Origin of the sequence: Ancylobacter koreensis (genome assembly GCF_023016525.1) — a bacterium.
Classification (GTDB): Bacteria; Pseudomonadota; Alphaproteobacteria; order Rhizobiales; family Xanthobacteraceae; genus Ancylobacter; species Ancylobacter koreensis.
In genome coordinates this window covers 1,480,929-1,500,780 of sequence record NZ_JALKCG010000001.1, presented here as the reverse complement: position 1 = coordinate 1,500,780, position 19,852 = coordinate 1,480,929, and the positions used below count along the sequence as shown (strand labels likewise).

The following is a 19,852-nucleotide window of genomic DNA, read 5'->3' as shown; positions in this document are numbered from 1 at the left end:
ATCTTCCGCCGGCGGGCCGCCGGTTTGCCATGCAAAAAATATATCAGGAGGAATCGTGATGGATACAGCTATTGATGCCGCCGGACCCTGCCGTCGCGGCAGGCACGCGACCTCGCTTAAAGCCGCCGCCCGGCGCGCGGGCTGAGGCGGCCCGATGGACGTGTCGACCCATTCCGTGCGCGGCGACTGGAACAGTCTGGCGCGCAATTACGACGCCCGCCTCGCCCGGGGCCTCGCCCTCGCCGGCGGCAAGGTGATCCCTTCCCCGCAGACCACCGCGCTGATGGAAGCGGTGATCGAGCCGGGCGACCGCATCTGCATCGAGGGCAACAACCAGAAGCACGCCGACTTCCTCTCGCGCGCCCTCGCCGAGGTCGATCCCGCGAAGGTGCACGGGCTGCATGTCGTGCAGTCCAACATCGCGCTGGCGCCCCATCTCGACATCTTCGAGAGCGGCATCGCCCGCCGGCTGGACTTCTGCTACGCCGGCCCGCAGGGGCTGCGCCTCGCCCAGCTCGTCAAGGCCGGCAAGGTCGAGGTCGGGGCGATCCATACCTATCTGGAGCTCTACAGCCGCTATTTCGCCGACCTGACGCCGCGCGTCAGCCTGATCGCGGCGGAGGCGGCGGACCGCGACGGCAATCTGTATACCGGCCCCAATACCGAGGACACGCCGGCCATCGTGGAGGCAACCGCCTTCCGCTCGGGCGTGCTGATCGCGCAGGTAAACCGCATCGTCGACAAGGTGCCGCGCGTCGACGTGCCGGGCGACTGGGTGAGCTTCGTCGTCGAGGCGCCCAAGCCCCATTACATCGAGCCGATCTTCACCCGCGACCCCGGCGCCATCACCGACATACAGGTGCTGATGGCGATGATGGTGATCCGCGGCATCTACGAGAAATACGGCGTCACCCGGCTCAACCACGGCATCGGCTTCGACACCGCCGCCATCGAGCTGATCCTGCCGACCTATGCCGAGGAGCTGGGGCTGCGCGGCAAGATCTGCCGCTACATGTCGGTGAACCCCTGCCCCACCCTCATCCCGGCCATTGAGTCCGGCTTCATCGAGGCGATCCACTGCGCCGGCTCGGAGCTCGGCATGGAGCGCTACGTCTCCGAGCGCTCCGACGTGTTTTTCATCGGCCGCGACGGCACGATGCGCTCCAACCGCGTCTTCTGCCAGCTCGCCGGCCATTATGCCGATCTGTTCATCGGCTCGACGCTGCAGATCGACCTCGAAGGCAATTCCTCCACGGCCACCCATGCCCGCATGACGGGCTTTGGCGGCGCGCCGAATTTCGGCTCGGAATCGCGCGGCCGCCGGCACGGTAGCCCGGCCTGGCTCCGCGCCGGGCAGGAGGCGCACCGGCAGGGCATGCCGCGCGGGCGCAAGCTCGTGGTGCAGATGGTGGAGACCTTCAAGGAAGGGCTCGCGCCCACCTTCGTCGAGCGGCTCGACGCGTGGGAACTGATGGACACGTTCGACATGCCGCTGCCGCCGGTGATGGTCTATGGCGACGACCTCACCCACATCGTCACCGAGGAAGGCATCGCCAACCTCCTGCTCTGCGACAGCCTCGCCGAGCGGGCGCAGGCGATCAGGGGCGTAGCCGGCTACACCGAGGTCGGCCGCAAGCGCGACCGGCAGATGGTGGAGAAGCTGCGCGCGCGCGGCGCCATTCTCTACCCCGAGGATATCGGCGTCGACAAAAGGCTCGCCAGCCGCGACCTGCTCGCCGCCCGCTCGATCAAGGACCTCGTGCGCTGGTCCGAGGGTCTGTATGCGCCGCCGGCGCGCTTCAAGAACTGGTAGGAGGACGCGGCATGGAGCGTCTGGAATTTCGTTTCGCCGGCCGGCCCGGCACGCCTTTGTCGGCCGATGGCGAGGCGCTGGTCGGCGTCGTCGGCTCGGGCAATCTGGAAGTGATGATCGAGCGCGCCGATCTCGGTGGGGCCTGCGAAGCCTCCGTCGACACCTCGATCCACGGCTTCGGCGACACCTGGCAGCAGGTGATCGGCGATTTCGTCGAGCGGCGCGGCCTCGCCAATATCCGCCTGTCGATCAACGATGGCGGCGCCACCCCCGCCGTGGTGATGCTGCGGCTCGACCAGGCCTGGGCCGGGCTCGGGGAGAAGGCGCCATGATCCCCGCCCGCCACAGCTTCCTTGAGGCGACGGCCCGCGCTCGCGTGCGCGGCCTGCTCGACGCCGGCTCGTTCCGCGAGTTCTGCGGCCCCGCGCAGCGCCGCACCAGCCCGCATCTGCCCGCGCTCGGCATGCCGGTCGCCTTCGACGACGGCATCGTCGTCGGCGAGGGCACCATCGAGGGCCGCCCCGTGCTGATCGCCGCGCAGGAAGGCGCCTTCATGGGCGGCGCGGTCGGCGAGGTGCATGGCGCCAAGCTCACCGGCCTTTTGGAGCGCGCGCTCGACACGCGGCCGGACGCGGTGGTGCTGCTGCTCGACAGCGGCGGCGTGCGCCTGCACGAGGCCAATGCCGGGCTGATCGCCATGGGCGAGATCCAGCGCGCCGTGTTCGACGCCCGCGCCGCCGGCATCGAGGTCATCGCGGTGATCGGCGGACGCAATGGCTGCTATGGCGGCACCTCCATCGTCGCCCGCTCCTGCGACCGCATCATCGCCAGCGAGGAAGGCCGCCTGTCGGTGTCCGGCCCGGAGGTGATCGAGGCGGTGGAAGGCATCGAGGAGTTCGATGCCCAGGACCGCGCGCTGGTCTGGCGCACCATGGGCGCCAAGCACCGCCGCCTGACCGGCGAGATCGACGAGATCGTCGCCGATGACATCGACGCCTTCCGCAGCGCGGTCGCCGCCGTGCTCGGGGCGCCCCGCCCCTTCGACCTCGACGCGCTGGAAGCCGAGCACGCCCGGCTCGCCGGCCGCGTCGCCCGCTTCAAGGGCGCCAAGGATGCCCGCGAGATTTGGGCGGCGCTCGGTGTCAACGATCCCGACCGCGTGTCCGACATCGAGGCGGATGAGTTCAACCGCCTCGTCGCCGTGCTGGAAGGAGACCGCCCGTGAAGGCCGATGCCGCTCCCGCGACGCCTGACATCTCATCCACCGAACGCCTGATCGGGACGCTGTTCGAGCAGGCCCGCCTCGACCGTGACGGCGCCCTGATCACCGGCGTCGGCGAATTCGACGGCGCGGAGGTCGCCATCCTCGCCACCACCGGGCGCACCTATATCGGCGCCGACGTCGCCCTCGCCATGGCCCGCCACGTGCTCGACGTGATGCGCGACGCGCCCGGCCGGCCGATCCTGATCGTCGTCGACAATAGCGGCCACCGCCTCGGCCGCTGGGACGAGCTGATGGGCAACAATGGCTGCCTCGCTCATCTGACTAAATGCCTCTACTTCGCCCGCCGGCGCGGCCACCGCGTCATCGGCCTCGTCAACGAGCTGGCGGTGAGCGCGGGCTTTATGGCGCTCGGCATGGCGACCGACGCCTGCTACGCCCTGCCCTCGGCCGAGGTGCGGGTGATGGCGCTGAACGCCATGTCGCGCGTGACCAAGGTGCCTCTCGACCGGCTCACCGAGCTGTGTGCGACATCGCCCGTGCTGGGGCCGGGAGTGGAGAACTTCACCCGCGTCGGCGCGATCCGCGCCGTGTGGTCGGGCGACCTGCGGGCGCATCTGCGGGCCGCGCTGGCCGAGCCGCCGGCCGCGCGCGACGACCGCCGCGATCTCGGCCATGAACGCGGCGGGCGCGCGCTGGCGCGCGAGGTCGCCGCGCAGGTGCGGGCGGGAGCCTGAGGGCGATGCGCCACGCCTTCCACCCGTGGAGCGGGTCTCCCGCTGCCCGGCCCGGCCCGGCGGCGACGGCCCTGCCACGCCTCGCCCGCCACGATCTGGTCTGGCTCGACCCGGCGGCATCGTTGCGGACGGAACGTGAGGCGGATCGCGCGCTGGCGGCCGCCTGGGCCTGTGCGGGACGCCCCTTCGTCGTGCGCCGCGAGGAGGCCGCCTCCGCTCCCGACACTCTTCCCCTCGGCCTGCCGCTGCCCAGCCGGCTCGACCGCCGCCGCATCGCCCTCGCCGCGCGGCGCGACGAGGTGCGGCGGAGCGGCCATATGCCGTTGCTGACGGAGGCCTGCGAGGCCGCCTTCTCCGGCTGGCGTCGGCCGCTGCGCCGGCTCGCCGCACAACTAACGGAGAGCGGGGCGAGCGTGCGCGTCTATGGCTCGCTGGGCTGGCAATATCTGACCGGCGAGGCCTATCTGCATCCCGCCTCCGACATCGACCTGCTGATCGAGCCGGGCGAGGAAGCCGACACCGAGCGGCTGCTCGCCCTGCTTTCCGAGGCGCGGGCCGGCGACTGCCCGCGTCTCGACGGCGAGATCGCGCTGGCTTCCGACCGCATGGTGGCGTGGCGCGAATTGTTCACCGCGACACCGGAGGTGCTGGTGCGCGGGCTCGACGGGGTCGCCCTGGTGCCGCGCGAGGCGGTTCGCCGGCTGCTGCGGCCGGGCGTTGCCGCATGCTGAGCCTCGCGCGCGAAAATCCGGCGCCGATCCACGCGACGGCGGCCGAGATCGACCGCTGCGCGCTGTGGGCGCTCGGCATGGAACTGCGGCTCTATCCCAAGGCGGGGCTGGTGAGCTTCGTCGACACCGGCAGCCACGTCGATATGAACGCGGCGACCTTCCTGCGCAGCACCGCCGCGCTGAAGGGCTATTTCGCCGCCCTCGCACAGGCCGGCGCGGAGGGGGCGAGCTTTGCCGGGATGAAGGCGATCGGCATCGCGGCGGAGGCGCGCATGTTCCGCGCCACGGGCGGCGTCAACACCCATCGCGGCGCGGTGTTCTCGCTCGGCCTGCTGGCCGCTGCGGCGGGCATGGACGACGAAATGGATATTTCCGCCTATCCGCTGGAGCGCAGCCGGCGCCTGTGCGCGCGGGTCCGCCGGTGGGGCGCCGACATCCTCGCCGCCCGCTCGCCGGTCGATGCGAGCCATGGCGCGCAGGTGCGGGCGCGCTACGGCGCGGCCGGTGCGCGCGAGCAGGCGGCGGCCGGATTTCCCGTGCTGCGCGCCCACACGCTGCCGGCCTTCCATGCGGCGCGGCGCGCCGGCGCCGGCATCGAGGCGGCGGGACTGCACGCCTTCTACGCCACCGTGGCGGTGCTGGACGACAACAACATGCTCTACCGCGCCGGGCCGGAAGGGCTCGCCTATGCCCGGCGGGCGGCCGGCGAGTTCATGGCGGCCGGCGGCATGCTGGTGCCTGAAGGGTTCGGGCGTGCCCGCGCGCTGCACGCCGCCTTCGTCGCGCGGCGGCTCAGCCCCGGCGGCGCGGCCGATCTCGTCGCCGCCGCCTTCTTCCTCGCCGCCCTCAGCGGTCTGGTGCCGGAACGGGCGCTGCCATGGCGCTGATGCTTCTGTGCCCCGGCCAGGGCAACCAGCACCCCGCCATGTTCGAGCGGCTCGTGGACGAGCCGGCGGCGCGGCCGGTGCTGGAGATGGCATCGGAACGCCTCGGTCTCGACCTGCGCCGGCTGGGCGGGCCGGACGACCGGCTCGACTATGCCGACAACCGCACCGCCCAGATATTGCTCACCGCGCATTGTCTCGCCCTGCATGCCGTGCTCGGCAAGGAGACCGGTGACATCTGCATCGGCTACAGCGTCGGCGAGATCGCCGCGCTCGCCTGCGCCGGCGGCCTCGACCCGCTCGCCGCTTTCGATGTGATCGACGCCCGCGTGCGCTGCATGGACGAGGCGAGCCGGGCGAGCGGCATCGAACAGGGAATGATGGCGGTGATCGGCCTGCCGCTGGCGAGGATCATCGCGTTCGCGGAAGGCGCCGGCCTCGCCGTCGCCATCGTCAATGGGCCCGACCATGTGGTGCTCGGCGGGCCGGCGGAAACGCTGGCGGGCATCGAGGGCGCGCTGGTGGCGCAGGGCGCGCGCACGGTGAAGCGCCTGCCGGTCCGCGTCGCCTCGCACACCCGCTTCATCGCCGCCGCCGGGCCGGCCTTCCGCGCCGTGCTGGAAGGCGCGCCGCTGCACCGGACGCGCAAGTACATGCTTTCAGGGATCGACGGACGCAGCATCGCCAGCCCCGCCGACGCGGTGGAGGCGCTGGCCGAGCAGCTCCATACACGGCTCGACTTCCGCCGCTGCCTTGAGATGGCAGGCGAGCGCGGCGCGCGCTGCGCGGTCGAGATCGGCCCGGGCCACAGCCTGACGCGGCTCTGCGCGGAAATCCTGCCCGACGTCCCGGTACGCCCCTTCGAGGATTTCCGCTCGACCTCCGGGCTTCTCAAATGGATCGAACGCGCCCAGCAGGCGGGCTGATTGCCCTGACTTTCCAGGCGTCTCTATAATGCAGGCTGACATTTGTATTATGGATCGTCCCGCATGGATCCGCTCAGCGACATCATCGCCCTGCTTCGGCCAAACACCGCCATCGCCAAGCCGATCACCGGCCGGGGCCGCTGGGCCGTGCGCTACGACGCCCATGACGCGCCCGGCTTTACCCTCGTCCTGAAGGGCGAGTGCTGGATCACCTTCGAGAGCGCGGCGCCGCTTCGGCTCGCACAGGGCGATTTCCTGCTGCTGCCCTCCACCCCGGCCTTCACGCTGAGCAGCCATCCCGGCATTGCCGGCGCACCGCGCGAGCCGATGGAGGTGCCGGTCCGCCACGGCGAGGCGGAAGGCGAGGCGGATTTCGCCTCGCTCGGCGGCACCTTCCGCATCGAGCGGGCGAATGCGCCGCTGCTGCTGGCGCTGCTGCCGCGCATGATCCACATCCCGGCCGACGAAGGGCGCGCCGACCGGCTCGGCCGGCTGATCGCGCTCATCACCGAGGAAGGTGCCGGTGAGGAGCCCGGCCGCGAGATGGTGCTGGCGCGCCTGCTCGAAGTGCTGCTCGTCGAGGCGCTGCGCCGGGGTCCGCTCGCCGCCGACGAGGCGCGAGCCGGCCTCGTTCACGGCCTGCGCGACGCCTCGCTCGCCCGCGCGCTCGCCGCCCTGCACGCCGATGTGCGGGCGGACTGGACGGTTGCGGGGCTGGCGAGGATCGCCGGGCAGTCGCGCTCGGCCTTCGCCGCCCGCTTCGCACAGGCGCTCGGCTGCGGCCCCATCGAATATCTCGCGCGCTGGCGCATGGCGCTCGCCAAGGACGCGCTGATCCGCGGGGAAAAAACCCTGGAACGCATCGCCGAAGAGATCGGCTACGAATCCGCCAGCGCCTTCAGCACCGCCTTCCGCAAGCGGCTGGGCTGCCCGCCCGGCCGCTTCGCCCGCACCGAGGCGTTTCTGGACGCCTGAAGAATTTAATCGGACGTCCGATTATGTATCGTACGAGCCGAGCCGCCTATCACCGGACCGTCCACAGCAGATGGAGGTCCACATGCACACGATCCTGATCACCGGTACGTCCTCGGGCTATGGCCTCGCCACCGCCTGCCATTTCCTCGCGCAGGGCTGGAACGTCATCGCCACCATGCGCCGGCCCGATGCTGCGGTGCTGCCGGCCTCGTCGCGCCTGCGCCTCCTGCCGCTCGACGTGACAAGCGAGGCGAGCATCGCGGCCGCGCTCGACGCCGCCGGGCCGATCGACGTGCTGGTCAACAATGCCGGCATCGGGGTCGTCGGTGCCTTCGAGGCGACGCCGATGGCGCATATACGCCGGATACTCGAGACGAACACGTTCGGAACCATGGCGATGTGCCAAGCCGTGATCCCGCAGATGCGCGCGCGCCACGCCGGGGTGATCGTCAACGTTACCTCGACCGTCACGCTGGCCGCCATGCCGCTGGCGGCGGCCTATACCGCCAGCAAGCAGGCCATCGAAGGCTTCACCGGCTCGCTCGCTCATGAGCTCGGCCATTTCGGCATCGGCGTCAAGCTGGTCGAGCCGGGATACGGGCCGACTACCCGCTTCATCGAGAATGCCGGCCTCGACATCGGCCAGCTCATCCCGCCCGCCTACGCCGATTTCGCCGCGCCGATCTTCGCCAGCTTCGCCGCGCCGGCGATGACGACGCGGGAGAGCGATGTCGCCGAGGCGGTATGGGCGGCGGTCGCCGACACGTCCGGCCGGCTGCATTTTCCCGCCGGCGCGGACGCGGTGGCGCTGTCGCAGGCGCGCGGCGCCTAGGAGGCGAAGAGCGCGATCACCTCGTCGAGCCGGTCGATGACGAGATCCGCCTCGCCAAAGCCGCCCCCGCTCGGGAGATAGCCGACGACATGGAGGCCGGCTGCGCGGGCGGAGAGCACGCCGGAGAGGCTGTCCTCGACGGCGACGACCTGCGCGGGTGCGAGACCGAAGCGCCGGCAGGCGGAAAGATAGGGCTCGGGGTCGGGCTTGCCGCGCACCACGTCGTCGAGGCTCAGCGAGAAGGAAAGCGCGTCGGCGATGCCGAGCGCGTCGATATTGGCGTCGACCACGCTGCGGCTGGAATTGGAGACGCAGGCCTGCGCCACGCCGAGCCTTTCCAGCGCGCGGATGGTCGCCACCGCCTGCGGCAGGCTCACCAGAGCGGCGCGGTTCTCGACATAATGCGCGTTGATTCGCGCGATCCACTCCGCCTCCTCCACTTCGGCGGAGAGACGCGGCGAGATCTGCTTCCAGACATCGTGCATGTGTATGCCGCGAAACGCCTGGTCCGGCAGGTCGGAGACGTCCGAACCGAGCGCCCGACAGGCCGCCAGCAGCGCGCGATGGTGCAGCGGTTCGCTGTCGACCAGCGTGCCGTCTATGTCCCAGGCGACGGCGCGCAACGTCCCGGCCATCGCGTTCATGCCGGCTCACGCCCGGCGAGGAGGGTGCGGTAGAGGTCGCGATAACGCCTGTAGCCGGCGGCATAGGTCGCGGCATGGGCCGGATTGGGCAGCAGCACCTCGTCCTGCCGGACGAAGCGGGCAATGCCGTCCCAGTCGGCGAGGCCGACGCCAACCGCCGCCGTCCACGCCGCGCCGAGCGAGGAGCCGGGGTGGCCCTTCAGGCGATGCACCGGCTGGCCGAGCACGTCGGCGACGATCTGCATCCATACACGCGAGTTCGAGCCGCCATCCGACACCAGCACGCGCGCGGCGGAATGGCCCATGTCGCGCAGCACCTCGACATGGTGGGCGCAGGCATAGGCATAGGCCTCCAGCAGCGCCCGCCAGAGATGGCCGATATCGTGCGAGAGGGTGAGCCCGTCGAACACGCCGCGCGCGGCGGGATCGTGCAGCGGCGTCTTCTCGCCGAGGAAATAGGGCAGCACCGTCAGCCCGTCGGCGCCTGCCGGTCGTGCGTCGGCAAGGCTGTCGAGATGCTGGTGGACGCTGATGCCCGCGCGCTCGGCCGCGAGCGCCTCGCCGCCGGCGAAGGTGCGCACGAACCAGTTGAGCCCCGAGCCGCCCGTCGCCATGCAGCCATTCGGCATGAACAGGCCGGGAATGAGGTGATAGTCCAGATACAGGCGCGGATCGGGCTTCACCTGATCGGTGGCGACCAGAATGTCGATGGCGCCGCCGAACTTCAGCAATATGTCGCCCTTGCCCGTGACGCCGGCGCCCAGCGCCGAGGCGATCATGTCGGCCGCCCCGCCGATGACGGGGGTCCCGGCGGCAAGGCCTGTCTCTTGCGCGCCGGCGGCGCTCACCCGGCCCATCACCTCGTGCGAGGCCGTCTTGCGGGGAATGGCGCTGCGCGGAATGCCGGCCCAGGCGACGAGCTCGTCGTCGATCTCGTGGCGCGCGACGTCGACGAAGCCGGCCTCCAGCGCCCAGTTCTGCTCCACCGCCCTTTCGCCGGTGAGGCGCCAGTTCACATAGTCATAGGAACCGAACACGGTCTCGATGCGCGCGAAGACGTCGGGCTCGTGCCGGGCGATCCAGCGCAGCTTGGCGGTAACGAGCTGCTGGTTGATGCCGTTGCCGGCCTTTGCGATGAAGGACGCCTCGTCCTTCTCGGCCCGCAGTTCGGCGACCTCCGCCCCGCAGCGCCCGTCGCTCTGCTGGATGGAGGGGCGCAGCACCTTCCCCTCCGCGTCGAGCAGCACGACGGCCGGCAGCATGCCGGTGACGCCGACGGCGACGATCCCGGCGGGGTCGATCCCCGCCGCGCCGATCAGTTCGCGCGTGATGGAGCAGACATTCCCCCACCACTGCGCGGGGTCCTCCTCCGCCCAACCGGCATGGGGCGACGACAGCGTCACCGGCCGCGAGGTCACCCCGACGATCTCGCCGGGAAGACGCAGCAGCAGGCCGATGGTCGAGGTCGTGCCGATGTCGAGGCCGAGAACATAGGCCATGGAGCGGAAACCCTTCAGGTAAAGGACGGCGCGGTCAGCGGATGGAATTCACCACATCCATGAAGCGCGACACGCGGGCGGCCTCGACCGGGTTCCAGGTGTTGCCGTCGACCTTGAAGTGGGTGCCGATCACCACGCCCGAAGCGATGGAGAAGATGTCGCGGATATTGTCGATGTTGACGCCGGTATTGGCGAAGATCGGCACGTCCTTGACGGTCTCGGCCACCTTGCGCAGGTGCGACTGGTCCGCCGGCTGGCCGGTGATCGGGCCGGAGACGAGGATGGCGTCGGCAAGCGAGGAGAACACCGCGCTCCTGGCGCGCAGCTCGATGGGGCGCTGGTCGAGCGAGTGGGCGAACTCGGCATTGATGTTGAACAGCATCTTCATGTCGTCGCGGCCGAGATCGTGGCGCAGGCGCGCTGCCTCGGCGCAGTTCGGCTCCCACAGGCCCATATCGGAGGCGAACAGGCCGGTGAAGATCTCGCGCACGAAGCTGGCGCCGTTGATCGCGCCGATGGCGACGGTGGCGACCGGATCCCAGAGATAGTTGACGCCGAACGGCACCTTCAGATGCGGCTTCACCGCCCGCACGATGGCGCTCATCGCCGCGACCGAGGCGGGCGAGCCCTTGAAGACATAGGGACGGTCGTTCTCGTTGCCGAACATGATGGCGTCGACGCCGCCCGCCTGCAGCTTTTCGACATCCGCCAGCACGCCCTCGATGAGCTTGTCGAGGCCGCCATCGGCATCATAGAGCGGAGCACCCGGCAGGGCTCCGATGTGGGCCATGGCGATGACGACCTTCTTCTTGTCGCCAAAACACTCGAATACCATTCTCGCTACTCCTTGAAGGCGGGTGCGCGGCACGCGCGCGTCAGTTTCCGGAAAGTGGAGAGACGATGCGCACGTCGACTCGCGCGGCGGCGAGCGCGGCGGCGATGCGCGGGGGCGGCTCGGCATCGGTGACCAGCATGCCGATCTCGCTGAAGGCGCCGACCTGAACCAGCGACATGCGCTGGAACTTCGCGGAATCGCACAAGAGGATCTTGAGGCCCGACCGGCGCAGATAGACGCGCTTCATGTCGGTGTCCTCGAAGGAATAGTCGAAGAAGCCCTCGGCGGTGATGCCGGACGTGCCGATGACGGCGGCGTCGAACCACAGCTTCTCGAACTGCGCGATGGCGGTCGGCCCGTGCACCGACATCTCCTCCGGCCGCACCCGTCCGCCCGCGACATAGACCTCGGGCGCGCCGCCATCGAGCACGGCGGAGATGCGCAGGCTGTTGGTGAAGATCTTGAGATGGCCGAGCTCGCGCAGATGGCCGGCCATCAGAAAGGTGGTGGTGCCCACATCCATGGCGAGGGTGCGGTAGCCGGTGACGAGGTTGGCGGCATAGGCGGCGATGGCGCTCTTGGCGTCGGCGCCACGGCGCAGGCGCGCGTCGAAGCGCGGCTCCTCGCTGTCCATGGCGACGCTGGCCGGCGCCTCGGAAAGCACCGCGCCGCCATGCACGCGCACGAGGCGGCCCTCCCGCTCCAGCTCGACGAGATCGCGGCGGATGGTCATGTCGGAGACGCCGAGATCGGCGGCGATGGCGGTGACGGTGATGGCGCCGGACTGGCTGAGCTGGTCGAGAATGCGCGCGTGGCGCACATGCGAGAGCATGCGCTGGCGCTCCTCGCCACTGGCGGCTTCCCCGCCCATCCTGTCCCGAAATGACACGTCGTCGCTCATCTCTGCCCCTTGCCCGGTTGCGCAGCCCCGCCTCACAGCCTTGTGCGCAAACCCGGCTGACTCTGTCTAGCGCAGAAAACGAACAAGATCAAACACACATTTCCACTTGATGTGTGATGATGTTCGGATAAAGTCGGCGCCCAACAGAGGAGTTGCACAGATGCCCGCCAGCGCCGCACCGACGCCGACCTATCCCGAACTCGCCGGCCGGCGCGCCCTCGTGACCGGCGGGGCGACGGGCATCGGGCGGGCCATCGTCAGTGCGCTAGCGCGGCAGGGCGTGCGGGTGGCGATCGGCGACATCAACCTCGCGGCGGCCGAAAAGGCGGCGAACGAGGTCGGTAAAGGCGCCGTGGCGGTCGCCATCGACGTGCGCGAGCGCGCCTCGGTGGAAGCGGGCTTCCAGTCGGTGCTGGAGAAGCTCGGCGGCTGCGACCTGCTCGCCGCCAATGCCGGCGTCTCCACCATGAACCCCGCGCTCGACCTCACTGACGAGGAATGGAACTTCAATTTCGATGTGAACACGCGCGGCGTATTCCTCACGAATCAAGTCGCCGCAAGGCATTTCGTGAAGGAGGGCATGGGCTGCATCGTCAACACCGCCTCGCTCGCCGCCAAGGTCGGCGCGCCGCTGCTGGCGCATTACTCCGCCTCGAAGTTCGCCGTGCTCGGCTGGACCCAGGCGCTCGCCCGCGAGCTGGCGCCCAAAGGCATCCGCGTCAACGCCGTCTGCCCCGGCTTCGTGGCGACCGGCATGCAGACCCGCGAAGTCGAATGGGAAGCCAAGCTGCGCAGCGTCACCCCCGAGCGGGTGATCGAGGACTATATCGGCATGACCCCGCTCGGCCGCCTCGAACAGCCGGAGGACGTCGCCGACGTGGTGGTGTTCCTCACCTCCGAGCAGGCCCGCTTCATGACCGGCCAGGGCGTCAACGTGACCGGCGGCGTCTACACAACCTGATCGACAACGCCGGCTGATGCCGGCGTTCGTATTTTCCCATTACGTTCGAACTTGTTTGTTTACGACCCTGCCCGCCGACACGACCCGCCGCTGCGGACGCAGCATTGGGAGGGTCCCGCTGGGCAGCCCGAGGAAGACCCAAGGAAGATCTATGTCGTCGATCGAGCTCGATCATGTCTCCAAGCTCTACGCCAACGGCGCCTATGGCGTGCGTGACGTCGACCTGCGGATCGAGGAAGGCGAGTTCGTGATCTTCCTCGGCCCCTCGGGCTGCGGCAAGTCGACCACGCTGCGCATGATCGCCGGGCTGGAGAGCATCTCGTCGGGCGATCTGCGCATCGGCGGGCGCAGCGTGAACAACGTCGCCCCGCGCGACCGCAACATCGCCGTCGTTTTCCAGTCCTACGCGCTCTATCCGCACATGAACGTGCGCGAGAACATGGGCTTCGGCCTCAAGATGCGCGGCGTGGCACGTCCGGTCATCGACGAGAAGATCCGCGAGGCGGCGGCCCTGCTCGGCCTCACCCCCTATCTCGACCGCAGGCCCGCCGCGCTTTCCGGCGGCCAGCGCCAGCGCGTGGCGCTCGGCCGCGCCATCGTGCGCGATCCGGTCGCCTTCCTGCTGGACGAGCCGCTGTCGAACCTCGACGCGCAGTTGCGCGCCGAGATGCGGCTGGAACTCGTGAAGCTGCACCGCCGGCTCGGCCGCACCATCGTCCACGTCACGCACGACCAGGTGGAGGCGATGACGATGGGCGACCGCATCTGCATCATGCGCGACGGGCGGATGATCCAGGTCGGCAAGCCGCTGGAGGTCTATGCCGACCCGGTGGACACCTTCGTCGCCCGCTTCCTCGCCACCCCGACCATGAACCTCATCCCCGCCCGCCTCGAAGGGCGCGGCGACGGGTTGGCCGTGGTCGGGCCGGGCTTCGAGCTCGCCGTGCCGGAGCGCCACCGCGAGGCCTACGGCCCGCATGCCGGGCGCGAGGTGATCTTCGGCCTGCGGCCGGAGGACCTGCATGAGACGCAGCAACCCGGCACCCAGCGCCTCGACGTCGACGTCGTCGCCATGGAGGCGCTCGGCGTCGAGAACATATTGGTCGGCCAGACGGGCACCGGCACGCCGGTCGAGATTTCGGCGCGGCTGTCGCGGCACTTCACGGCACCGGTCGGCGCGCGCGTGCCGCTCCATCTCGACCTCACCCCCATGCACCTGTTCGACCCGCAGACGACGCGCGCCCTTCCGCGCCCGCGCCTCGCGGTCGCGGCCTGAGCCCGGAGGAAACGGCATGCGGCGGCTCGCTCTTCACTTCGGATTGCTCCTCGTCTGTGCCGCCATCCTCCTGCCCCTGCTCTGGGTGGTGCGCACCAGCTTCCTGCCCGAGCCGCTGTCCTACTCCTCCGACCTGATGCCGGCCTTCACGCTCGACAACTATGTCGACCTGTTCACCAGCACCCGCTACGGGCGCTCCTATCTGAACAGCCTGATCGTCGCGACCGGCTCGGTGGTGATCGCCCTGCCCTTCGCGGCGATGACCGGCTACGCCTTTGCCCGCTTCAAGACCAGCGGCAAGGGCGGGCGCTTCGCGGTGCTGGCGACGCAGATGCTGCCCCCCGTCGCCATCGTGCTGCCGGCCTTCGCGCTGTTCCGCGCCGTCGGTCTCACCAACTCGCTGACCGGCCTCATCATCGTCTATGCCGCGCTCAACCTGCCCTTCCTCATCTGGATCCTGATGGGGTTCTTCGAGGGCATCCCGGTCGATCTCGAATGGGCGGCGCAGACCGACGGGGCGAGCGCCTGGGGCGCCTTCTGGCGGGTGGTGCTGCCGGTCTCGCTGCCGGGAATCGCGGCGGCCGGCGTGCTCGGCTTCATCCTCACCTGGAACGAGTTCCTGTTCGCGCTGGTGCTGAGCGGGCCACAGACGGCCACCGTGCCGGTGGCGCTCTCCTCGCTGCAGACATCGAACGGCGTGCAGATCGCCAAGGTCTCCGCCGGCGTGGTGCTCGCCATCCTGCCGCTGGTGATCGCCTCGCGCTTCATCCAGCGCTTCATCGTGCAGGGACTGACCTTCGGCAGCGTGAAGTGACGCCGCCAGCGTGCCCTCGCGGGCGCGGACGACCCAACGGGTGCGCCGCCGGGCGATGCCCGAACCAGAGGAACAGGAGAACGAGATGCAGTTGAAGTGTAGCCTTAAGGCGGCGCTGCTCGGCGCCACATTGCTGGCGGCGGTTCCCGCCCACGCCCAGTCCGTCACCCTGCGCGCCCTGATGGAGGACGTGCCGGAGACCCAGATCATCGAGAAGATGCTGCCGGAATTCGAGAAGGAGACCGGCATCAAGGTCGAGTTCGAGAAGATCGGCTATGGCGACATGCACGACAAGCTGGTGGCCCAGCTCGTCTCGCCGGAGAGCTACTACAACGTGCTGGAGGTCGACTTCCTCTGGGCCGGCGAATTCCCGACCGCCGGCTGGCTGGAAGACCTCAACCCCTACATCGCCAAGTCCGGCTTCGACTTGAAGCCCTTCATCCCGTCCATGCTGGACCTGCTCGGCCAGACCAAGGACGCGACGCCGATCCTGCCCATGTACAACTACTCGATGGGCCTGATCTACCGCACGGACCTCTTGGAAGACGCCAAGGTCAAGGCGGCCTACAAGGCGAAGACCGGCAAGGAGCTGGTCCCGCCGAAGACGCTGGCCGAATATGTCGAGCTCTCCAAGTTCTTCAAGGCGGGCGGCCAGGTGGTCGGCGCCGCCATGCAGGGCCAGCGCGGCGACCCGAACGCGATGGAGTTCTCAAACTACCTGTTCTCCGCCGGCGGCGCCTATCTCGATGCCGGCCGCAAGGTGGCGCTGAACAGCCCCGAGGGCCTGACCGCGCTCAAGCTTTACGCCGACAACGTGCAGAACGGCGCGCAGCAGGGCGCGCTCTCCGCCACGCTCGACGACACGATGCGCCTGATGTGCGCGGGCGACGCCTTCAGCATGGTCACCTACTGGTGGATGCTGCCGCAGCTCGACAACAAGGAGAAGTGCCCGAAGGTCGCCGGCAAGCTGGCGCTGTCGGTGATGCCGGGCGGCCATGGCGAGAGCGGCGGCTGGGGCTGGGGCATCCCGAAGAACACCTCGGATGAATCCAAGGCGGCGGCCTGGAAGTTCATCGAGTGGGTGCAGGGCAAGAAGGCCTCGGTCGCCCGCGCGCTGGAAGGCCACGCACCGGTGCGCGCGGACGTCTACACCGACCCGGCGGTGCTGGCGAAGTACCCCTTCTACAAGACCGCGCTGGATGTCGTCGCCTCGGGCAAATCCTTCCCGATCTTCGCCTATTCCGCGCAGTACGAGGACGTGCTCGGCGCCCAGCTCTCGCTGGCGGCGGGCGGACAGGCCAAGCCCGAGGACGCGCTCAAGGCGGCGGCTGACGGCCTGACCCAGCTTCTCGCCAAGTGAGCCAATTCGCCAAAAGGCGAACGAGAAACGCTCACGCCCGACCCCTCAATGTGTGAGCGTTGGAGCCCCGCCCGCCGGGCGGGGCTCCCCCTTTCGATGCGGCCTGCGGGCCTTTGAACGAGACGGAACGACACGATGCGTGCGGCCCTCATGGATCGGGACTGGCGGAACGGCTGGGCCTTCGCGGCGCCGGGCCTCCTCATGCTCGCCGTCGTCATGGGCTTTCCGCTCGCCTATGCGGCGGTGATCTCGGTCTCCTCGCTCACGTTGCTGCGCCCCTCCCTCACCCCGTTCGTCGGCCTCGCCAACTACGCGGCGATGATGAACGATCCGCTGTTCTGGGGCGCGCTGTGGCTGACCATCAAATATTCCGTGGTGACGGTGGCCGGCGAGTTCGTCATCGGCCTCGCGGTGGCGCTGATGATCAACCGCACCGTGACGATGAAGCCGGTCTATTTCGCCGTGCTCACCATTCCAATGGCGATGTCGCCGGTGAGCGTGGCGCTGATCTGGCGCATGCTGCTCCAGCCCAACCTCGGCATCGTCAACCATACGCTGGAAGCGCTGGGCCTGCCGCGCGTCGACTGGCTCGGCAATGCCGACCTCGCGCTGTGGACCATGGCCGGCATCGACATCTGGCAGCAGACGTCCTTCGTGGTGCTGATCCTCGCCGCCGGCCTCGCCTCGCTGCCGCGCGACCCTTATGAGGCCGCCGAGGTCGACGGGGCGACGCCCTTCCACCAGTTCTGGTACATCACCCTGCCGATGCTGCGGCCGGTCGCCGCCATCGCGGTGATCATCCAGCTCATCAACGAATTCCGCACCTACGACCTGCCCTACATCCTCACCAAGGGCGGGCCGGGCACCTCCACCGAGGTGCTGAGCTTCTTCGCCTATCGCCGTGCCTTTCTCGGGCTGCATCTCAACGAGGGCGCGGCGGCCTCCTTCGTGCTGCTGCTGATCGTGCTGGGGCTGACCGTGCTGTTCTTCGCCACGCTGGAGCGCCGCCGCTAGCCGGCGTCGACGCCCCGGCGGCGTCGCTCAGGCGTTCGCCTTGAGCGCGTCGGCGAAGCGGTCGAGGAAGATATCGGCATGCTCGCGGGCGAAGGCCAGCGGCGGACGGATCTTCAGGATGTTGGCGCCCGGCCCGGTGGCGCTGATCAGCACGCGGCGCTCGCGCAGGCCGTTGACGATGCGGGTGGTGAGGCCGGCGGCCGGCGCCTTGGTGGCCCGGTCCTCCACCAGCTCCAGCCCGGTGAACTGACCGGCACCGCGCACGTCCCCGATCGCCTCACAGCGGCCGGCGAGATCGCGCAGGCCCGCGCGCATATAGTCGCCCACCTCGCGCGCCCGCTCCGGCAGGCCCTCGCCCTCCATCACGTCGAGCACGGCGAGGCCGACCGCGCAGGCCACCGGATTGCCGCCGAAGGTGTTGAAATAGCGCGCCTTGCGGCCGAACTCCTCGACCAGATGCGGCTTCATCATGACGCCCGCCATCGGGTGGCCGTTGCCCATCGGCTTGCCGACCGTCACCATATCCGGCACCAGCCCGTGGCGAGTGAAGCCCCAGAACTGCGGCCCCACCCGGCCGAAACCCGGCTGCACCTCGTCGGCGATGAACAGGCCGCCCGCCTCGCGGATGGCCGCGACCGCCTCCTTAAGAAAGCCCGGCGGATCGGCGAACACGCCGTCGGAGGAGAAGATGGTGTCGACCAGCAGCGCCGCCGGCTCGATGCCCTGCGCGCGCATGTCGTCGATGGCCGCCCGCACCCCAGCAGCGAAGGCGGCGCCGACATCGGCCTCGCCGCGATAGCCGTCCGGCGGCGCGACGAAGCGCACATGCGGGCCGGGCTTCACGAAGTCGCCGAGCGAGGGCGAGAGCTCCGACACCGCGCTGGTGAGCCCGTGATAGGCAAGGCGTGTGACGATCATGCCCTGCCGGCCGGTATAGGCGCGGGTGATGCGGAGCGCGAGATCGTTCGCCTCCGAGCCCGTGCAGGTGAACATGATATGGCCGAGCTCGGCCGGCACCTTCGCCAGCAGCCGCTCGGCGTAGTCGAGGATGGTCTCGTGCAGGTAGCGCGTATGGGTATTGAGGGTGGAGGCCTGCCGCGCCAGCGCCTGCACCACTTTCGGGTGACAGTGCCCCACCGAGGCGACGTTGTTGTAGACGTCGAGATAGGCGTTGCCTTGCGGGTCGTAGAGCCACACGCCCTCGCCCCGCACGATATGCACCGGCTGCTGGTAGAACAGCCGGTAGGCCGGGCCGAGCAGCTTCTCGCGGCGGCGGATCAGCTCCTTCTCCGCCTCCGGCAGGGCGGCGGCGGCATCGGGATCGAACGCATTGACCATGGACATGGTTAGTTCCCCAGGCAGGCGGCGACGAGCCGCGCGCGGGCGCGCTCGGGGCCGATGACGGCGAAGCGCTGCAGCCCGTCCCAGGCGGAGGGGCTGTTGCGCAGGATGTAGGCGCGGTTCTCCGGGTAGCGCAGCGCCCGCCAGTTGGTGACGGCGACGGTGGTGAGCATGCGCGCGGCGGTGAGGTCGAACAGCAGGCCGAGCTCGGTCTCGTCGAGCGGGCGCACCCGGCAATAGGCGGCGGCGAAGTCGATGACGCCGGCCAGCGGATCGTCACCCGGCGCGAGCTGGTAGCTGCAGGCGACGGCGACGTCATTCACCAGCGCCGTCTCCACCATGTCGCCGAAGTCGAAGATGCCCGTCACCCGGTCGTGGTCGTCGGCGGCCACCAGCACGTTGAACGGGTTGAGGTCGTTATGGACGATCTGCCGGCGCAGGCCCGGCAGCACGGGCGCGACCTCGGCATCGAAGCGGTCGAGAAATTCCGTCGCCAGCGCCCGCCGCGTCGGGTCCTCGATATGCTCCAGCAGCGGGCGCAGCTTCGCGGCGTGCTGAATGTCCCATTGCAGGAAATGGCCGGCCGCCGGATGGCGGAAATCTCTGAGCGCCAGCCCCATGCGTGCCAGCGCCGCGCCGAGCGCCGCCCGCTGGCGGGGGGTGCGCTCAACCTGATAGAGCGGCACGCCCTCCAGCCAGCTCAGCGCGCGCACCACCATGCCCGCGCCGTCCTCCTCCAGCACGAAGACGGCCTCGCCCTTGAGCGTGCGGCGCAGGCAGGGGACGGGCAGCGCGGGGTCGCGCTCTTCGATGTGCAGCAGCGCCCGTGTCTGGAAATCGGTGACCAGCCGGTCCTCGGCAGGGTTGGTGACCTTGATCACCAGCGCCTCGCCGCCGGGCACGGCGAAATGGAAGTTCTGGTCCCGCTCGGAGGTGAGCAGCCGCGCCCGGCCCTCAAACCCGTACTCGTCGCGGACGATCCGCTCGATCCGGCCGGCGGTGAGCGAGGGGGACGGCGTCGCGAGCGCGTCGGCCCGCGGGGCGTCCGTCAGGACATCGGACATGGGGAGACTCGCACCTGCACGCG

General features: G+C 69.6%; 20 protein-coding genes. 14 read left to right on the top strand and 6 right to left on the bottom strand.

What is annotated here, in order from left to right; genetic code table 11:
• Positions 1 to 160 precede the first annotated feature (160 nt).
• The 9 genes from mdcA (at position 161) to MWN33_RS06855 (ending at position 8,120) form a co-directional block, all read left to right on the top strand.
• Positions 161 to 1,813: a malonate decarboxylase subunit alpha gene (gene mdcA, locus MWN33_RS06895; protein WP_247199686.1), complete on the top strand. Its 1,653-nt coding sequence runs from the start codon at positions 161 to 163 to the stop codon at positions 1,811 to 1,813.
• A gap of 11 nt (positions 1,814 to 1,824) precedes the next feature.
• Positions 1,825 to 2,145 carry a malonate decarboxylase acyl carrier protein gene (gene mdcC, locus MWN33_RS06890; protein WP_247199685.1) on the top strand — a complete coding sequence of 107 codons (321 nt, stop codon included), beginning with the start codon at positions 1,825 to 1,827 and terminating at the stop codon, positions 2,143 to 2,145.
• Positions 2,142 to 3,038: a biotin-independent malonate decarboxylase subunit beta gene (locus MWN33_RS06885; RefSeq protein WP_247199684.1), complete on the top strand. Its 897-nt coding sequence runs from the start codon at positions 2,142 to 2,144 to the stop codon at positions 3,036 to 3,038. Before mdcC ends, MWN33_RS06885 begins: the two co-directional genes overlap by 4 nt.
• Entirely contained in the window at positions 3,035 to 3,772 is a 738-nt protein-coding gene (locus MWN33_RS06880; RefSeq protein WP_247199683.1) for a biotin-independent malonate decarboxylase subunit gamma, read from the top strand. The genes MWN33_RS06885 and MWN33_RS06880 overlap by 4 nt, the downstream gene beginning before the upstream one ends.
• 5 nt (positions 3,773 to 3,777) lie before the next feature.
• Entirely contained in the window at positions 3,778 to 4,503 is a 726-nt protein-coding gene (gene mdcG, locus MWN33_RS06875) for a malonate decarboxylase holo-[acyl-carrier-protein] synthase (protein ID WP_247199682.1), read from the top strand.
• A complete protein-coding gene (locus MWN33_RS06870; protein ID WP_247199681.1) occupies positions 4,497 to 5,390 on the top strand; it encodes a triphosphoribosyl-dephospho-CoA synthase in 894 nt (297 codons plus the stop codon). The genes mdcG and MWN33_RS06870 overlap by 7 nt, the downstream gene beginning before the upstream one ends.
• On the top strand, positions 5,381 to 6,313 hold the full coding sequence (locus tag MWN33_RS06865; RefSeq protein WP_247199680.1) for an ACP S-malonyltransferase: 933 nt from the start codon (positions 5,381 to 5,383) through the stop codon (positions 6,311 to 6,313). Before MWN33_RS06870 ends, MWN33_RS06865 begins: the two co-directional genes overlap by 10 nt.
• A 63-nt stretch (positions 6,314 to 6,376) precedes the next feature.
• Positions 6,377 to 7,288 carry an AraC family transcriptional regulator gene (locus tag MWN33_RS06860; RefSeq protein WP_247199679.1) on the top strand — a complete coding sequence of 304 codons (912 nt, stop codon included), beginning with the start codon at positions 6,377 to 6,379 and terminating at the stop codon, positions 7,286 to 7,288.
• 82 nt (positions 7,289 to 7,370) lie between these two features.
• Complete coding sequence (locus MWN33_RS06855) at positions 7,371 to 8,120, top strand: SDR family NAD(P)-dependent oxidoreductase (RefSeq protein WP_247199678.1); 750 nt, start codon at positions 7,371 to 7,373, stop codon at positions 8,118 to 8,120.
• On the opposite strand, the gene MWN33_RS06850 is transcribed toward MWN33_RS06855, so the two are convergent.
• The 4 genes from MWN33_RS06850 to MWN33_RS06835 are packed head-to-tail and all read right to left on the bottom strand — an operon-like array spanning position 8,117 to position 11,999.
• Positions 8,117 to 8,764: an HAD family hydrolase gene (locus tag MWN33_RS06850; RefSeq protein WP_247199676.1), complete on the bottom strand. Its 648-nt coding sequence runs from the start codon at positions 8,762 to 8,764 to the stop codon at positions 8,117 to 8,119. The genes MWN33_RS06855 and MWN33_RS06850 overlap by 4 nt on opposite strands.
• A complete protein-coding gene (locus tag MWN33_RS06845) occupies positions 8,761 to 10,263 on the bottom strand; it encodes an FGGY-family carbohydrate kinase (RefSeq protein ID WP_247199675.1) in 1,503 nt (500 codons plus the stop codon). The genes MWN33_RS06850 and MWN33_RS06845 overlap by 4 nt, the downstream gene beginning before the upstream one ends.
• Positions 10,264 to 10,297: 34 nt before the next feature.
• Positions 10,298 to 11,098 carry a BtpA/SgcQ family protein gene (locus MWN33_RS06840; RefSeq protein ID WP_247199674.1) on the bottom strand — a complete coding sequence of 267 codons (801 nt, stop codon included), beginning with the start codon at positions 11,096 to 11,098 and terminating at the stop codon, positions 10,298 to 10,300.
• Positions 11,099 to 11,138: 40 nt separating this feature from the next.
• Positions 11,139 to 11,999: a DeoR/GlpR family DNA-binding transcription regulator gene (locus MWN33_RS06835; RefSeq protein ID WP_247199673.1), complete on the bottom strand. Its 861-nt coding sequence runs from the start codon at positions 11,997 to 11,999 to the stop codon at positions 11,139 to 11,141.
• Positions 12,000 to 12,159: 160 nt separating this feature from the next.
• Here MWN33_RS06835 and MWN33_RS06830 point away from each other — a divergent pair, with 160 nt between their 5' ends.
• The 5 genes from MWN33_RS06830 (at position 12,160) to MWN33_RS06810 (ending at position 17,424) form a co-directional block, all read left to right on the top strand.
• A complete protein-coding gene (locus MWN33_RS06830; RefSeq protein WP_247199672.1) occupies positions 12,160 to 12,960 on the top strand; it encodes an SDR family NAD(P)-dependent oxidoreductase in 801 nt (266 codons plus the stop codon).
• A gap of 151 nt (positions 12,961 to 13,111) precedes the next feature.
• Positions 13,112 to 14,236 (top strand): ABC transporter ATP-binding protein, encoded by a 1,125-nt coding sequence (locus MWN33_RS06825; protein WP_247199671.1) that lies wholly within the window; start codon positions 13,112 to 13,114, stop codon positions 14,234 to 14,236.
• A gap of 16 nt (positions 14,237 to 14,252) precedes the next feature.
• Positions 14,253 to 15,050 (top strand): carbohydrate ABC transporter permease, encoded by a 798-nt coding sequence (locus tag MWN33_RS06820; RefSeq protein ID WP_247199670.1) that lies wholly within the window; start codon positions 14,253 to 14,255, stop codon positions 15,048 to 15,050.
• Between the two features lie 85 nt (positions 15,051 to 15,135).
• A complete protein-coding gene (locus tag MWN33_RS06815) occupies positions 15,136 to 16,410 on the top strand; it encodes an extracellular solute-binding protein (protein WP_247199669.1) in 1,275 nt (424 codons plus the stop codon).
• A gap of 135 nt (positions 16,411 to 16,545) precedes the next feature.
• Positions 16,546 to 17,424: a carbohydrate ABC transporter permease gene (locus MWN33_RS06810; protein WP_247199668.1), complete on the top strand. Its 879-nt coding sequence runs from the start codon at positions 16,546 to 16,548 to the stop codon at positions 17,422 to 17,424.
• A gap of 27 nt (positions 17,425 to 17,451) precedes the next feature.
• On the opposite strand, the gene MWN33_RS06805 is transcribed toward MWN33_RS06810, so the two are convergent.
• Positions 17,452 to 18,768: an aspartate aminotransferase family protein gene (locus tag MWN33_RS06805; protein ID WP_247199667.1), complete on the bottom strand. Its 1,317-nt coding sequence runs from the start codon at positions 18,766 to 18,768 to the stop codon at positions 17,452 to 17,454.
• Between the two features lie 2 nt (positions 18,769 to 18,770).
• Entirely contained in the window at positions 18,771 to 19,829 is a 1,059-nt protein-coding gene (locus MWN33_RS06800) for a phosphotransferase (RefSeq protein WP_247199666.1), read from the bottom strand.
• Positions 19,830 to 19,852 lie beyond the last annotated feature (23 nt).